Origin of the sequence: Adonisia turfae CCMR0081 (genome assembly GCF_011009555.1) — a bacterium.
Lineage (GTDB): Bacteria > Cyanobacteriota > Cyanobacteriia > Phormidesmidales > Phormidesmidaceae > Leptothoe > Leptothoe turfae.
Window position 1 is genome coordinate 1,536,984 of sequence record NZ_QXHD01000004.1, and the last position, 16,091, is coordinate 1,553,074.

A 16,091-nucleotide genomic window follows, 5' to 3' on the forward strand; every position below is an offset into this window, starting at 1 on the left:
GATCTAAATCTCTCTGAAATACATACTCAACAAGTTTTTGTGATTTTTTTGAGTAATAATCACGATAATTTTTCTTTTTAGGAGTTGTATTAAAATGAGGAATTCTCAAAGTTCTTTTGAATAAAAAGGAAGCTTGAAAAGACTAGTTTTTTTCTGTATTATCTCAATCTGTTCAGGGGTTAATTGCTTTAACCACTTACTAGGTTCATTAGCAGATACACGCATTGGTGAATAAGAACTGCCACTATCGGCAACAGTAGATGTCGCAAGAATTTGATCTGTTTTAGAAGTCCATTCAAGGTTTAATTTATTGAAGAGTTCTTTGTACTCTTTTATGGGATCTCTACACAGCTCCTCATGGGTAATAAATATCCAATTTGGATGGGTTTGATATTGTTTATGTAAAATGTAATAGATTGCCCCCCAATAAAGAGCTATATTGTCAAAGAAAGTATCGCTATTGCGTAAGTCATCCTCAAAAGGATGCAAGTAGTCTTCGAGTAATTTCGGCTGTGCTAACAATCTATTCAGAGCTCTACCACGTCCATTATTTTGGGAGGATTTAAAGGTTCTTAACCAACTAGAAGCCAAACCACAGGGGTGGCGAGTGATGATAACAATCTGAGGCGCGATATTGTGATCGATCCAATCTAATGCTGCGCAAGCATGAACATCTTTCACGATGACTCGACCAGGCAACCAACTGAGTCTTTTTTTAAGACGACTATAATGTCCAGTCAGCTTGCACTTAATATAAGGATGATTGCTTTTGCCAGAGAACACCTTTTGACAAAAATGCTTAAATGCAAGATCATTGTCGTCTGCACGGAGGTATTTGAGCCAATGAGGGGAGGCTTCAGAGACATGATCCATATTAAATGGTTCATGAAAAAGTTTTATATTCTTGCTCGTATTCAATACAGAAGCCAACCACGTTGTTCCACTTCTGGGTAAGCCAACTATCAGGATTGGGGGCTTGTCTTTGGAAAGGAGCATAATGATTCGTTGGTTTTATGGATAACCGTATTTTTTCTTGTAAGGAATCAAACAATCAGATAATTGTTTTATGAATAAAGAAAATTTATTTCTCCTAGGTTAGCTCCATACTATTAAGTATATTTAAAATAGCCCTTATTCCTATATTGAAATTAGAAGGCTTACTACGCTCTTGAGCAAAAAAACATTTATGTTAATGATCAAGAGATTAAGTCATAAAATTGTATTTAGAAAGAGTAAATTGACTTCAAAATAACTCTATCCCTCAAATTTTAACGTAATGGAACAGTCTGATTAAACAGGTTAATTTTGGCATTTTTATATAAATGGAGTTTCAAAAAGTTTTTGATTAATAGAAATTTTCTCTGCCATTTTCAAAAGGGATAGAATAAAAATCTTGTTTTGTGAAATCATATAGCTTTCTTTATAAAGAGAGTGCAAATGTTGAATCCCCTTGGATTGAGCATCCATAAACTCTTGAATTAATAATTTTCTATGGGCTCCTCTTTTCACATTTGGTTTTTTAGAAAAGTTCTCAGGCTTATTGGAAAATTTTTGATACCAATCATGAAAGCCAATAGAATCAAAATGTAATAACTTTATTTCTTTAGTATCTATAAATCTTGTATTTTTCTTGTCATACTCAAGTGGTTGATGAATCGCAATTTTTTGAATCTTTGAAGTTATTTTTATAGCTACTTTTGATCTTGTATGACCTTTGAAATAATTATCTCCATAGAAAACAGATTTGCAGCCGAATACCTTAGCTACTTTTACTTTTCGAGGTGATGGGTTAGGAACTTTAAATATCCTAGGTTCAAAGATATTTTTGTAATTTTCAATTTCAGGAATAGCTTCACGTATTGATAATCTTATGACATCTGATTCACTATTATCTAAAACAGACTTGAAATTTTTGGATGAATAAATTAATTCATCTCTATCAATATGTATAATCCATTTGCAGCCGAGTTCTTTTGCAATAGTTATACCTTCATTAGCATTGATAACTTGCCTCTCCGTATGCAACTCAGGTCTATGGGAAGACCTTTTTAACCAATATTCATCCGTGCATGTTACTGCATGAACATTTTTATATGTTGAATGTATGTGATCGATGCAATTATCATTAGGATCATCGAAGAATAAAATAATTTTATCAATCCCTATATTCAAATGATAGTTGATGAATAAAATTAATTCCTCTAGAGTCCCTTTAACGGTAGAAATAATGGCTACTTTAGGGTCGTTTTTCATAATGAATTCCTATACTGTATAAATGTCTCTCATCAATGCCTTAGAAGCTTAGCTAGTTGAAATTATTTTGACTAGAATACAATTTAGCTAGAGCTTCCTAGCGATAAAAAGTATATAGAGATAAGAGAGTATTTCAAGCATCAATTCTATTAAAACTAATGCTTGAAATAAATGTTAGTTAAGCTTCGACTGTAAGTGAAATATTGTACTCATATAGAAATTTAAAACCATTCTGAAGGCTTCTGGTACATCTTTGATGCCAAAAGTGGATTCTAAAATGCTTTTAGGTAGTTTTCCAATCATCTTATCTTGATGAATTTTTCCCTCACGGGGACCATCGTGGTTCCCATGTCCACAGGCCTTAGCCGCCCCTAAGAATGGGAAGTTTTCAAAATTAAGGTATTCCGACTGATTAATATGTCTCCCCAAAATATTTACAGGATGCCATTCTTCTGCATAGTGGTCCTTTGAAATCTGATCTAGCCAGTCCGTCATTTCTGTTGGTATTGCAACAGTTCTTTCTTGGTGTGCTGCCAACCAATGGCTTGATTTACTAAATATATCTGAGTGAATTTCTAGAAGCTTAGCACGTAAAGTTGCTTGCTTAAATATGCGACATGTCCCACAAGATGAGTTGAATCTTCTGATGAAATATGTATTTCCATATTCAATCTCATTGTTTGAGTTAACCTTCACTTCTATCTGAAGACCCTTGTTAATTATATAGCCATCTACTGTAGAACTTTGCAGCGTTTTATCTAATGAATTGATGGCATATTTAGCAAGATTACTATTCACATAGTCATCACCATCAACGCGCATAAATAAGTCTACTTTGAATTTCTCGATAGCATAAAGTATGCCTACTATAAACTTTAAACCCATATCTACCCTTGCAATATTTCGATCTGGTTTAAAGGTTTTAGAGTCGGCTACATCTAGAAAATAAATATTGTCACCAATGTCTTTTGCCCAGTCTGGAATTTTACAGCAGACAACTATGATTTTTATATCAGTAAACGTTTGTCGCCGTAATGACTCTAATGTCCTTTTAAGGACTATTTCAACATGCTCATAGTTGCTTACTTTAACGCTATCAGGATGAATTACAGGAAGAATAAATGCGAAACTCATAGGGTTAAACTCCTAACGTACTAATTTTCAATAAAATCTTAGCGACTTACAGTTTCTGGACATTTCAACCAATGGTCTAAATTTCTTTCAGTTAATAACTCAAGACTTTTTATTTCAGGTTCGAAAAGAATTTTGAGCCTTTGGAGCTGTTTATCTTTTAGCGGTATTTTATATTCCCTTTTATGAATTGTTTTTGGCTCAATTTTAACCGTGTCATCAACTTCTAAAAAAGAAAATATCTGCGACAGTGTCTCATTATGTTTTTCCTGTAGATCTTCTGATAAAAGAATCAAAATCTGATCCCTTGGGAAGAATCTAAGGAGGCGGCGTATTTGGGATGAGTAAAAGCTTCGATCAAGATAGGAAAAAGTTCTATTTTGGTCTGAGATAAATCTCTTCATTTTTGACGTTCCTGTCTTGACCCGTGAATAATCAAGTTCGGTAAAAATTGCTTCAGAGAAATCTCTATGCTCGTTACCTCTGGAAGCTGCCATGTTCCAATGGGAATAAGCTCTAGTGATAGGGTTTCTTAGCAACAGAATGATTTTTGCATCTGGATTATAGGTATGAATCCTTGCTGGTGCTTTTTCATTCCACATATAGCAAGGGCATGCTTCGCCAACAACTTTAGTAGATGGCGAAGGTTGGAAAAATGCATGATATTTTCGATAAGCTGGAAAAATAGAATGCAAATTTATAAAAAATCTATCATTGTCGAAAAAATGCACTTCCTTTAAGGAATAGGGCATACAAATCTCTGGATGTTTAGTAAGAAAATCATGCAGAGCTGTTGTTCCTCCTTTTTGTGTTCCTGCTATAAAAAAGGTCACTAATGGTTTGCCAACAGTAGCGGATCTACAACGCTTGACTAACTTTGAAACAATTTTTTCTGTATAAGTTACTTCACTAACGGTATGCATGCTGATTTCCCAATATTGATAACTTTCAGATTAATTAGCGCTTTAATTAGCGCTACCTATTTCAAATTGCATTTGGTGATATTTCCAAAGCTTGCCGCGCTCTTTGAGTAAACTCTGATAATTTCCTTGCTCTACAATTCGCCCTTTCTCTAAGACGACAACTTTATCCGCATTAGAAATTGTTGATAGTCGATGGGCAATAGCAATTACAGTGCGCCCTTTTGATAACCTCTCGATTGATTCCTGAATCAGTTTTTCAGTTAATGAGTCAAGAGCACTTGTTGCCTCATCCAGAATTAAAATTTCGGGATCTCGCAACAGAGCACGCGCGATCGCAATCCTCTGACGCTGTCCTCCTGATAATCGGACACCCCGATTACCCAAGATCGTTTCAAATCCCTTCGGTAATTCTTGAATGAATTCCAGGGCATTAGATGCTTTCGCCGCTTCGATAATATCCGTGTCGCTAACATTTTCAACACCGTACACTAAGTTTTCGGCCACTGTTGTATTGAAGATAAACGTATCCTGGCTGACGATAGCCATTCGCTTTCTAAACGAATTTATTTTTAATTCGTTTAGATCTACGCCATCAATCAAAATTCGACCGCGCGAAGGGTCATAAAAACGTGGAATCAAATCTGCCAACGTAGTCTTCCCAGCCCCGGAAGCACCTACCAGCGCCGTCGTTTCTCCTCGCTTAATGGAGAGCGTAATGTCGTGGAGTATCGGCTCACCAGGATTATAGGAGAAGTCAACCGAAACAAAATCGATTGAGCGCTCTAACCGATGAAATTCTTGATGGCCGTCTTGGAAATAGGGCTTATCATCGCGTCGGAGCAGGTCATTGACTGAATGTAAGGCACCTTGCGATGAGAGAAAACCAACACGGATGCCGTTTAAGGATGAAACCAGTGGTGTGGTACGAATCAGTACAAATAAGAATGTCAGTAGCTCTGCTGCTTTGAGTTGTCCCCTAGCAATGAGTAAGCTAAAGGATATGACAACCATGCCCACCAGGAGGGTAACGCCCAGACCTTCAATTAAGGGTCTTACTAATGCGGAAAAATTAATGACTGCCAGCTGAGAATCATGAATTTGCTGGGCAGCTGCATAAAAGCGCTTTCGTTCAAAGTCCTGTGTGCCTGAGGCGTGAACGGTGCGGATGCCGTTAATAAATGCAAGCGCTCGGTTAGTAAAGGCTTTGTTAGCAGCCGGGACTGCAAAGCTAGCCTCTCTCACCTTGGCCGTTAGAGAGGTTAATCCAACGGAGATTAGAGAAAAGACAAGGGTGGAGATTAAAAATAGCTGCCAGGATAACAGCAACATGGACGTTAGATAGGCCAAAACCTTAGAGCCTTGGACAACAGACGTTGCAAGAACATTAAATGCCTGCTGAACCTGATTCACTTCCCCCCGGATAGTGCTCATCAAAGCTCCAGGACTCACGGTGGTGTAGTAGCTGAGTCGCAAGCTTTCTAGCTGATCAAAAATTCGACCACGTAAGCGATTGACAAGAGTCAAAGAGGACTTCTTAGCATAGATAGTGCTTAAATAATCAAAGCAACCCCGTAACCAAACTCCCACCAGCAATAGACCAGACAGTCTGTAGATCCGTTCTGTTGCAGAAGCCTGGGTTGCCAAAAAAATGGTATCAAACCACTGAATTCCTGTTTGAATAGGAGGCTCTTCAGGGTTAGTGAGTCCTTGTAGAAAGGAGGCAATAAATCCAACCGTTACCCCTTCAAAGGCAGCTGCAATCAGAGCAAAGAGGATTGCTAGAAAGACGATTCTTCGAAAATATTTAAATTCCCTAAGAATTAAATGATGTTCCTTCCAGATCTGAGTTGTTTTGATCAGTGTACGAAGGGCACCAGGTAGCTTTATTTTCATGAAGTCAAAATATAGAAAATACTTCTGGGAAGCAGTTTATAACCCACAAACGTTAATCTGAGCCTATACGCATCACACTATAGTTTTCCTAATGTAAAGCGATTTTCGGGAAAGGTCAGAAACACCGAAAAGCAACCCATAGCTTTACCTAAACCACATCATTTAGCTATCACTAAAACAGTTGCTTCATCAAGCAACTATCTGATTTTTAGCATTGCTTCAGACAGCTCAAATAGCCCATCGAGCTGTTCCATGTCCTCAATGGGCTACAAGCGATAGAAAGCTTTCTACTGAAAGCGTTCTATCAAATCACCTAATGTTTTGGGCTATCGTCTACCATGCATCCCAAACGCAACGTTTACTTGAGGGCAACCAAATCTAGGCTCTAATCCTAACTTCACCTTAACCAGTTGCTTAAAGGCCAACAACAAAAATAAGGGGATTGTTTTGGCATAGCGCTTCCAAAGTCTGCCTGGCTCTTGTACTAAGCGATATAGCCATTCCAGGCCGTTCTTTTGCACCCAAACAGGGGCCCACTTCTTCTCACCAGCAAAAATCGGAAATACACCACCTATACCCACCATAACTGACTGGATCCGGCCTTTGTGATGATGCATCCACCACTCCTGCTTAGGACAGCCCAACGATATCAGTACCAAGCCAGCTCCACTATCGTTGATCTCCTTAACTAAGGCCGCATCTTCATCACGGGTGAGTGGTCTAAAGGGTGGCGATACCATACCTGCAATCTTTAAGTTAGGATACTCTCGCTTGAGCCGTTGTTCCATACTCCACAGCACATCAGGAGTAGAGCCTAAGAAAAAGATGCTGATATTTTCTTTAGATGCTTTTTCGCACAGGCTAAGAAAAATATCCATTCCTGCGACTCGATCTTGCTTGCGCTTTCTCAGGCGACTGGTTAGCCATACTAGGGGCATACCATCCGGCGTGAGCATATCGGCTCTATGTAAGACCCAGGCAAAGCCTTCATTGTATTTGGCCTCAACTAACATGTGGACATTTGCCACACACACGACTTTACTGAGTCGCTGATGTGCCCAACCTAACATCGTATTAATTTGGGCCTCAAAGGGTTCTGCTGTAACTGGAAAACCAATCACACTCTGCTTTTCCAGTTTTTTTGTGCTTCTCTTCCAAAGACCAGTAAGGTTAGACTTAGTAGTCGAATACAGCATAATGATTCTCGATTTTTGTTGAGGGCGGATTACAAAAACTTCTGTTTCTAATGCGATCGCACAAAATCGAATAAACCTATGAATCTTTATTGATAAATCTGCTTTCTTAAAATCAAATTTATCAAACTTGCACTACTGTAAGTACATTAAGAGAACTAAATGATTTAAGAAGGTTTATTCGCAGTGATGCACTAGAGCATCTACATGTAATAAAAGTCACTGCTGCGTTACTGCTGCCTTGAACGTAAGACTGACGAAGTTTGGAAGATTATCTTCAGAACACCCTTAATCCAAGCATTTTATCCATTTACTTAGATAAATCTGTTTAGTCTAAAAGACTGATTTAGACTAAAAGACCTATGGAAAAACTTCCTTGGTAGCGTAAACCCTGAGCCCCGTGTAAATCTTTACCAAAGATTTAGGTAGATAATACACAGAACAACACTCTATTCAATGGCTGGTAGCAACCTCAGGAGAATTATCTGTTAGTCATGTTTAATTAACGCGATAAAACTCAGAGACCCTGAAACGAATATGGTAGACCTTCTAGCCGTTGTAGATTTGGGGTTGGGTACACGAAGATAAACCTGCCGATTCATCCTACGTTACATATTGACAAATTCCTTGCTAATAGGTGTCGTCATATGATAAAAACACATTTTCTCAGTGGGAAAGCAATCTATACTTCATAATTGCTTTATAAACACACGTTTTTATTTCATAAACACCCTTGCTTTGCAGCCAGTATAGACAAAAAAAAATGATTTGTCATTAGCGGCAGTGGTCATCTATTTAAGTTGCACAATGGATCTCTACAAATCGATTGTTCAGTTTTACGGGCATTTTTATAACTACGGCTATTGTCTTGATGAGACCTATTTACTTATATAGATAACAACAGGCAATAATGTACGGCAGATCAAGGGTTACGACGATTCTGCTGCCAGTAAATATGTGAAATTAATGGCAGCGATTTCAAAATTAAACGGATTGGTGTAGATTCACACAGAAAACTGATACACCCCTAAAGGCTTATAGCTTATGGCCTGAATACAGTGTGTTCGAAGCTTGTGTTCTAACTTCTCACATTGCAATCTGTTTGATACCTATGTTTAATCGTCGCCTGTCCCAGCAAAACCTAGCCCTACTCTGTTTTGCACTCTGTGCAATGGGTATCTCTACCTCTCCAGCAAATGCTCAGCTTCAACCATTGCCAGGGTTGGATCGTAATAGAGAAGTCCCCACAAGCCGCAGTGCTGCACCCACATCAGAGGCCATTGCACCACCATCTGAAACATCTTATACATTAGGTGCTGGTGATGTAGTTCGTGTCGATATCTTTAGAGTGCCGCAATACAGTGGCGAGAGTGAAGTCCTTGTGGATGGCACTCTTAACTTACCCCTCGTGGGGCCTATAAACGTAGCGGGTCTGACGTTAGGCGAAACCACAGAGTTGTTGTCTAGTCAGTACGGTCAGTATCTCAAGCGTCCCTTAATTACCCTCAGTCTATTAAATAGACGACCTCTACAAGTTGGTATTTCAGGTGAAATCAACAGCCCTGGCTCCTACACCCTGACTCAAACCGGGACCCAGGCCCCCAGATTAAGCCAGTTACTAGAACGGGCTGGGGGGGTGACGCAAGTTGCGGCTATTCGGGACATTCAGATCCAGCGCCCTGGACGTAATGGAGAACAACAGACATTCACCGTTGATCTATGGGAGCTGCTAGAAACTGGTAACTCCCAGTACGATATATCATTAAGAGATGGAGATTCTATTTTTATCCCCACAGGTACCCTCTCTCTACAAGAAGCCTCTTTTTTAGCAGATGCTAGTTTTGCCGCCAGCGTTAGTCAGCCCATTAATGTGGCTGTGATTGGTGAGGTTTATCGTCCAGGTCCATATACACTGCAAGGAGGTCGGGCTAGCACTGGAGATGCTGGTGTTCCGGGTGCCTCTTCTAGCTCGTCAACCCCCACTACGGTGACGCGAGCGCTACAATTGGCTGGCGGCATCAAACCCAGAGCCGATATTCGCAAGGTGCAAGTTGTGCGCCCGACCCGTTCTGGTGAGACCCAGGTTATTGATGTTGATTTGTGGAAATTGCTGGAAGTAGGGGATATCTATCAAGATGTCGTGCTGCAGCCTAACGATACTATCTTTGTTCCAGTCGCAACAGCTTTGAACCCTGCTGAAGTACCGACAGTTGCAGGTTCCAGCCTATCACCTAACTCAATTCGCGTTAACGTTGTCGGGGAAGTAAGCCGATCAGGAGTCATTGAGTTACCCCCTGACACCTCTCTCAGCCAAGCGATTCTTGCAGCTGGTGGGTTTAACCGTCGTGCCAGAAAAGGTGAAGCGGAATTGATCAGACTCAACGCGGATGGCACCGTTGCCCGTGAAACGATTCCGGTGGACTTTGCTCAAGCAATTAATGACGAGAATAATCCTATCTTGCAAAATAACGATGTCGTTATCGTTAATCCCAATGCTCTAGCTCGTGTAACCGATGATATTGGAGCTGTACTAGAGCCAGTTGGACAAGTGATTAGGAATGTCTTCTCTCCCCTAAGATTCCTGGATATACTCGATTAGGCAGAGATAGTCAAGAACTCTGAATTTTCACTTTTAATCTTGCACAATTCACCTCTATTATAATTATCTTCTACCTATGAGAGCCGATACCCTCCCCTCTTCACCCCCATGGACCCCTCAAGATCGTCTACCAACGACAGAAGATGAAGGTGGTCTAAATGTTGGCGGTCTCCTTAAAACACTACAGCGTAAGTGGTGGATCATCGCTGGCATGACAGTTGTGACCATGGGCTTGGCTGCGGTTAAAGTGATAACTACCAAACCCGTCTATAATGGCAGTTTTGAAATTTTAGTACAGGCTCAAAGTACTGAGACCGAGGTCATCTCGAACGTTCCTGAAACAATCACAAGCCAAGAACAAGTGGCCGTTGATGGAGACCTACTCAAGATTTTAAGAGGGCCTAAGGTCTTACAACCTGTTATTGAAGGCATTAGAGATCGATATCCTAATTTCTGTCCTCCAGCAGCCACGCAGTCAGAACCATTGGAGCTCAGTTATGATCCTTGCTACCAGCTGGTTACTAGTCGTTTAAAGGTAAAGCAGCTCGGCAAGAATTCAGACATCATTCAGGTAACATTGCAAGATCCTGATCCACAGACTGTTCGGGTTATCTTAGACCTAGTGTCTCAAGCCTATCTTGCCTATAGCTTAGAGTCAAAACAGGCTGATATTCGCCGAGCAATTGAGTTTGTTGAGAAAAAGCTACCTGATCTGGTCAATAAGGTAGAGTCTTTGCAAGATCAGCTGCAATCACTGCGTTTAGAGCACAATATTATTGATCCCGATTCCCGTGGAGCTCAACTATCAGGGCAGGTAAATGCCTTCTCTAAACAACAGCTTGACCTGCAAATACAGCTGGAGCAAAATCGGGCGACCTACGATAGTCTCCGCGGCCAGCTGAGTGGGCCTCAAGAACAGGCGTCTTCCTCTGCATTAGCTCAAAACCCCAGATATCAGACGCTACTTAATCAGTTGTTGGATCTAGATACCAAAATTGCTGAGGCCTCCACACTTTATCTAGACAGTAGCCCTGATATGGAAGTGCTCAAAGAGCAACGTCAGAATTTATTAGCGCTACTGCAACAACAGGGGGAACAATCCCAGAGAGATCTGATCAGTCAGCTGCAAGAGCTAGAATCACAGGAACGGGCATTGAATCAAACATTGCAGGGGTTGAGCTCAGGTGTTGATGACCTTTCAGGAATTTCGAGAGACTATTTAGAAATTCAACGGGAGCTAGGCATTGCCACAGAAAACCTGAATCAGTTTTTAGCAAAGCAAGCGGCTTTAGAAATTGATGAGGCTCAGCGAGAAATTCCCTGGGAAATTGTCACCCCGCCAACACAACCCAGCTCCCAGGCTGTGAGCATGGTGCAGAATTTGTTACTGGGCGGCACCCTGGGATTATTAGTGGGTTCGATCATGGCCCTCTTGATGGATAAATCATCCGGGGTTCTGTATTCAGATAAAGAAATTCAACGGGTCATACAATTGCCTATCTTAGGCAAGATCCCCACGCCTCAACTGGTTGAAAAAGATATTCTAGAACCTGTCAAAGCGTTACAGTTATCTGTCAATAAGTCTTCTGTAGGCGATGCCCAAGCGAAAACGTCTTTAAGCAACGGGTCGGCATCTTACACTGAGGATCCATTTATGGAGGCGTTTCGCTCCCTTTACACTAACCTGAGACTCAGCAGTGTAGAGCAACCATTAACGTCGGTCGTGGTTAGCTCTGTGATGGATAATGAGGGTAAATCAATTGCTGCCATTCACTTGGCTGAAGCAGCTGCCTTGATGGGGCAACGGGTACTGCTGGTGGATACTAATCTACGTAATCCTAAGATTCACAGCTATCTTAAATTACCCCATGATGCAGGTCTCACTGATCTGGCTTCGATTGATCCTAGTTCCATTACCAAAAATACGTTTCTCCATGAACCTATTGATGGGCTTAAGGTTCTCTGTGCCGGAACAAAAGGTCACGATGCGGGCCATATCTTAACAACTAAGCGTGTTCAAGGCCTACTTCAACAGTTGAAAACCAAATTTGACTTAGTTGTATTCGATGCACCATCCTTGCTGGGTCAATCCGATGCATATCTGGTTGCTGAGCAAGCAGATGGCATGTTAATTGTTACGAACCCTGGTCAGATTAAGCAAAATCTAATCAACCAGGCTCTGGATCAACTGCGGATTGCCAATATTAATGTGTTTGGTATGGCTGTCCGAGAAAACTAAATCTTAGGAAACTAAACGATAGGCATTTTAGGTTTAGGCTTGCCTATTCTCACTTTTGTAATCAAGTCTGGTTTAATTACGAGGGGTCAAGAAAGAACCCATGGGTTCTTTCTTGACCCCTCGCAGTTTTGTGATTCAATGTAGCGTTTCTCACCCACCTTGATTGTGAGTCAGCATTGGGTGCACAGTCATTGATTTATTTTGCCATCCAGATAGCGACTGCCTAAACATACCGAGTCAAGCCTATGCGGTAGCGCTGTTTTTTGGTGATCATCACATCGCCAATTTCCAGTCTACCTTTACCGCGAATAGCGACTAGATCACCGGATTTTAGCGCATGACTGGATTGGGGAATCGTTTTCCAATTGACTCGAACATCGCCCGCAGTAATCATGTCTGCCATTTTGCTGCGGGACATGCCAAATCCTGCTGACGCTACAGCATCTAAGCGCATAGAAGCTTCGACAGTTGTGATTTCTTTTTTCTTGGGTTCACGTACTCTTAACTCACTCCAGTCAATGGGTTTTGTTTTAACGGGTACTGAGCGTACCTGGGTCAGGCTTATTTCTAAAAATTCCACCAGCTCCGGAACAACAATTAGTTGGGCACCGCGTTCACCCAAGACAATGATGTCCCCCACTTTTTCCCGCACAATGCCGGTGCCCAATAATGCGCCCAAAAAGTCCCGGTGAGTTGCTGTATCAAACAAAAAGTTACCCGCTACGCTAAGTAATGCTAAGGGAAGCGCTTGTCCTGCTAACGGAATTTCAGTTCGTGCTATGGTCAGGCGCTGCCGTTCGGCCTGGGGGTACCCTCCGTGGGCCTGGGTATGAATATCGGTAAGACGACCAAATATGGCTTGGGCTTCGTAAAGCTCTGGTGGTGACAGAAAATCAGTTGTGACCGGCTCCCATGTACGAATAGACTGATCGGCTTGATCAATTACACGGGTTAGGGTTTCGGTGTTTTCAACACCCTTGAGTAGGTCGTCTTTGGGCAGCATAGGCGTGAGCTAGCTATACAATGGCTATTTTCTTACTATATTAAGCGGTGTTTGGTTATGCTGCTTTAGTCTGGCTCTGGGAAGCCCATGACATTTTATGGGGACAATATGCTTGAAGACTGCTCTCCATGGCTATTGAAGGTGTTTGTTTCTGCTTCGGGTTAACACTTAAATGATGGATTAAAGGTCAATCTGGCAATAGGATTAACAATCCGGAGGAGTTTGTATGACTTCTCCAACTGGCACGTGGGTCACAAGGTTTTCTTTAAAGTATGCGTCTCAATATCATGGGACATTTGCAGCTTTTAAAAACTCTCATCAGCTATACTTATAAATGGGAAAAACCTTTTATTCACAGGGCTTTTCAGGCTTGAAAAGATTTAAATCACTGTCAAATAGTCTTGAACTGTTGACATTTATGAGAATCAGTTTCTATGATGAATCACAGGTGCAGATCGCCACAACAACAAAGGGGAGATCCTAGCCGACTAGTTTATCCTCAACCTAATGCCGTTATAGAGTGATAGGTATTAGGGCCATACAAAAGTTCCCAATTGCCTCCAGAGTTGGATATTTCATATTGTGATGACCTGAGGCAGTGGCAAGGTTGCAATTGTTGCGATCGCATAGGTGACTCATTCTACTAAGTGTGTTCAACGCTAGAGAACCCCTTGATGGTTTTGCTATGAACAACGGTGCCGTATCTACGGCAGTTAAGTTAAATCGAGTTAGTTATACTAGCTGAGATTTAAGGGCTAGGGGAAGTAGTGAATTCTCAACGGGGTACAGGTACCACTTTTCAACCTAATCCTTTAAAAAAGCAAAGAACATGCAAATCAACGCATTTGAACGGGAAGTTCTTGAACTTACCAATGAGTTTCGTGCGCAAAATGGTTTAAAGCCTCTTGTTTTTGATCAAAGCTTGAACAAAGCTGCAGATCAGCATAGCAAGGACATGGCCCAAAAAGACTTTTTTAGCCATCAGGGTCAAAATGGATCAAGCCCTGCAGATCGAGCTAAAAATGCAGGCTATGAATCTGGATTTGTTGGAGAGAATATTGCAGCGGGATATCGTTCTGCCCAAGATGTAGTTGATGGATGGATTAACAGCCCTGGCCACCGCGCCAACCTGCTAAATTCTAACTATAACGAAATTGGCATCGGGTATTATTTCTTAGAAAATGATACGGGTAGTGTTAACTACAACAGTTATTGGACCCAGGTGTTTGGTAAGGGAACAATTGAAACATCTTCACCTAATCCACCTTCAAACCCAACTACACCCAAGCCACCCTCAAATCCCACCAACCCCAAACCACCTTCCAACTCAAATAACAACTCTGTTATTAGAGGAACTAACAAGGCTGACAAGTTGTTTGGTAGCTCGAAAAGCCAACGAATTTTTGGCAGGAGCGGCAATGACGTCATCGACGGAAAAGGGGGCAATGATACGATTTACGGTAATGCCGGAAGAGATATCCTGAAAGGCGGAGATGGCGATGACACGCTCCATGGTGGCTCTTTAAATGACAAGCTCTATGGTGGTGCTGGCAATGATCGGCTGCTAGGCGGAACACAGTCGGATGTTCTAGTCGGTGGTGACGGTAATGACCGTTTACAAGGGACCTCCTTTAGAAAGCGTGCAACCGAGAAAGACATTATGACGGGTGGTAACGGTCGCGATACCTTTGTTTTAGGTAACAAAGCTGGCGCTTTCTACGATGATGGCAAAGCCAAAACCAGTGGGCTAAACAACTACGCCCTAATCAAGGATTTCAAAGCTGGTCAAGGAGACATCATTCAGCTGAGCAACGATCATGACTATCGTTTAGGATCTTCTCCAAAGGGTGTACCCAATGGTCAAGCTCTATTTATTGATAATGGGGCTGGCCAAAAGGATGAGCTGATTGCTGTCATTCAAGGCGCAGGCAACCTGAATCTATCGAGCTCTAGCTTCCAGTACGTTTAAGCTGCTGGCGAAAGCCTGATACCGTTTAACATCAGGCTTTCTAAAATCACTTGAAACAGCTGACGAAACAGGGTGTTGAGTGCCTTTGAGGTGAAGCAAGAAAAAACAGCATGGAACCTTTTATAGGTGCATGCTGTTTTCTTCCTGTTTAAATCTACTGAGTTGACTGTGCCTACCAAGTAGACTGTTCTTTCTTTGAATAAATGTTCTTCAAGTGTTTCTTGACAGTATTTTCAGAAATAAATAGTGCGCTGGCAATTTCCTTGTAACTTTTACCCATCCGTTTTAGACACCATACATCGGTCTCACGAGTGGTGAGACCATAGCGCTGGGCCTCTTGATTGGCAATCACAGTGAGAGAATGTTGGCGGTCTTCTAATGTGATTAGGAAACAATTACTAGGCTGATAGCCAGTATTCTCCCAATCAAACCATTGGGCTCGCAAATGGATACTGCCATGCTCAGTGACAAGCTCATCCTCTAAAACAATGGTGTAATGTGTGGGAAAGAGATCTGAGACTTCATTTTGGTTTTCCATAAGACTTTGGCATGATTGCCAGAGAATATCAGGAATATTGCTGGACGATGGGCACGACATCTTCTTAAGTAGTGATTGAGCACGTTTGTTCTTGAGAAGAATAGTTCCATTTTGAGAAACAATCACAAGGCCAAATGTGGAATTTTCAATGGCAGCTATTAATAGAGCTGCTCGCATGTTAAAAGAGTCATTAGAATCATCGATTACTGCAACTGGAGAAGGAGCCATTGAGGGAACGAGTTGAGTCTGAGAAGCCATAACTAACGAGAAGTAATTGGCGGATGAAAATCTGAACTTCGTTGACTGTGCTAGTGGCGTCTGTGAGATTCGTATCAAATGCTGAATTAAAC

General features: G+C 41.5%; 11 protein-coding genes. 3 read left to right on the top strand and 8 right to left on the bottom strand.

From position 1 onward, the window contains the following. Positions 1–105 precede the first annotated feature (105 nt). The 6 genes from DXZ20_RS10755 to DXZ20_RS10780 form a co-directional block, all read right to left on the bottom strand. The gene (locus tag DXZ20_RS10755) at positions 106–996 is read right to left on the bottom strand and encodes a sulfotransferase (protein WP_163698117.1); all 891 of its coding nucleotides are present in this window, start codon (positions 994–996) and stop codon (positions 106–108) included. A 318-nt stretch (positions 997–1,314) separates the two neighbouring features. After that, a complete protein-coding gene (locus DXZ20_RS10760) occupies positions 1,315–2,253 on the bottom strand; it encodes a glycosyltransferase family 92 protein (RefSeq protein ID WP_163698118.1) in 939 nt (312 codons plus the stop codon). Between the two features lie 174 nt (positions 2,254–2,427). Continuing rightward, positions 2,428–3,387, bottom strand: coding sequence for a glycosyltransferase family A protein (locus DXZ20_RS10765; RefSeq protein ID WP_163669951.1), 960 nt, complete (start codon positions 3,385–3,387; stop codon positions 2,428–2,430). A gap of 38 nt (positions 3,388–3,425) precedes the next feature. Then, positions 3,426–4,307 carry a sulfotransferase family protein gene (locus DXZ20_RS10770; RefSeq protein WP_163669949.1) on the bottom strand — a complete coding sequence of 294 codons (882 nt, stop codon included), beginning with the start codon at positions 4,305–4,307 and terminating at the stop codon, positions 3,426–3,428. A gap of 42 nt (positions 4,308–4,349) precedes the next feature. Continuing rightward, positions 4,350–6,200, bottom strand: coding sequence for a heterocyst formation ABC transporter subunit HepA (gene hepA / locus DXZ20_RS10775; RefSeq protein WP_163669947.1), 1,851 nt, complete (start codon positions 6,198–6,200; stop codon positions 4,350–4,352). Between the two features lie 326 nt (positions 6,201–6,526). Continuing rightward, positions 6,527–7,396 (bottom strand): WecB/TagA/CpsF family glycosyltransferase, encoded by an 870-nt coding sequence (locus DXZ20_RS10780; protein ID WP_163698120.1) that lies wholly within the window; start codon positions 7,394–7,396, stop codon positions 6,527–6,529. 1,168 nt (positions 7,397–8,564) lie between these two features. Here DXZ20_RS10780 and DXZ20_RS10785 point away from each other — a divergent pair. Next, positions 8,565–9,992, top strand: a complete 1,428-nt coding sequence (locus DXZ20_RS10785; RefSeq protein WP_250565164.1) for a polysaccharide biosynthesis/export family protein — start codon at positions 8,565–8,567, stop codon at positions 9,990–9,992. Between the two features lie 76 nt (positions 9,993–10,068). Continuing rightward, positions 10,069–12,231: a GumC family protein gene (locus tag DXZ20_RS10790; protein ID WP_163669942.1), complete on the top strand. Its 2,163-nt coding sequence runs from the start codon at positions 10,069–10,071 to the stop codon at positions 12,229–12,231. A gap of 223 nt (positions 12,232–12,454) precedes the next feature. Here the strand turns inward: DXZ20_RS10790 and DXZ20_RS10795 are convergent, their stop codons facing one another. Beyond that, the gene (locus DXZ20_RS10795) at positions 12,455–13,234 is read right to left on the bottom strand and encodes a photosystem II electron transport protein, Sll1252 family (protein WP_163698122.1); all 780 of its coding nucleotides are present in this window, start codon (positions 13,232–13,234) and stop codon (positions 12,455–12,457) included. 829 nt (positions 13,235–14,063) lie between these two features. Here DXZ20_RS10795 and DXZ20_RS10800 point away from each other — a divergent pair. Then, complete coding sequence (locus tag DXZ20_RS10800) at positions 14,064–15,203, top strand: CAP domain-containing protein (RefSeq protein ID WP_163669939.1); 1,140 nt, start codon at positions 14,064–14,066, stop codon at positions 15,201–15,203. Between the two features lie 172 nt (positions 15,204–15,375). Here the strand turns inward: DXZ20_RS10800 and DXZ20_RS10805 are convergent, their stop codons facing one another. Continuing rightward, the gene (locus tag DXZ20_RS10805; protein ID WP_163669937.1) at positions 15,376–15,999 is read right to left on the bottom strand and encodes a helix-turn-helix transcriptional regulator; all 624 of its coding nucleotides are present in this window, start codon (positions 15,997–15,999) and stop codon (positions 15,376–15,378) included. Positions 16,000–16,091: the final 92 nt, after the last annotated feature.

Excerpts from the sequence above, each read along its gene's own strand:
- DXZ20_RS10755 (WP_163698117.1), bottom strand. The coding sequence starts at position 996 with ATGCTCCTTTCCAAAGACAAGCCCCCAATCCTGATAGTTGGCTTACCC.
- DXZ20_RS10760 (WP_163698118.1), bottom strand. The coding sequence starts at position 2,253 with ATGAAAAACGACCCTAAAGTAGCCATTATTTCTACCGTTAAAGGGACT.
- DXZ20_RS10765 (WP_163669951.1), bottom strand. The coding sequence starts at position 3,387 with ATGAGTTTCGCATTTATTCTTCCTGTAATTCATCCTGATAGCGTTAAA.
- DXZ20_RS10770 (WP_163669949.1), bottom strand. The coding sequence starts at position 4,307 with ATGCATACCGTTAGTGAAGTAACTTATACAGAAAAAATTGTTTCAAAG.
- hepA (WP_163669947.1), bottom strand. The coding sequence starts at position 6,200 with ATGAAAATAAAGCTACCTGGTGCCCTTCGTACACTGATCAAAACAACT.
- DXZ20_RS10780 (WP_163698120.1), bottom strand. The coding sequence starts at position 7,396 with ATGCTGTATTCGACTACTAAGTCTAACCTTACTGGTCTTTGGAAGAGA.
- DXZ20_RS10785 (WP_250565164.1), top strand. The coding sequence starts at position 8,565 with ATGGGTATCTCTACCTCTCCAGCAAATGCTCAGCTTCAACCATTGCCA.
- DXZ20_RS10790 (WP_163669942.1), top strand. The coding sequence starts at position 10,069 with ATGAGAGCCGATACCCTCCCCTCTTCACCCCCATGGACCCCTCAAGAT.
- DXZ20_RS10795 (WP_163698122.1), bottom strand. The coding sequence starts at position 13,234 with ATGCTGCCCAAAGACGACCTACTCAAGGGTGTTGAAAACACCGAAACC.
- DXZ20_RS10800 (WP_163669939.1), top strand. The coding sequence starts at position 14,064 with ATGCAAATCAACGCATTTGAACGGGAAGTTCTTGAACTTACCAATGAG.
- DXZ20_RS10805 (WP_163669937.1), bottom strand. The coding sequence starts at position 15,999 with ATGGCTTCTCAGACTCAACTCGTTCCCTCAATGGCTCCTTCTCCAGTT.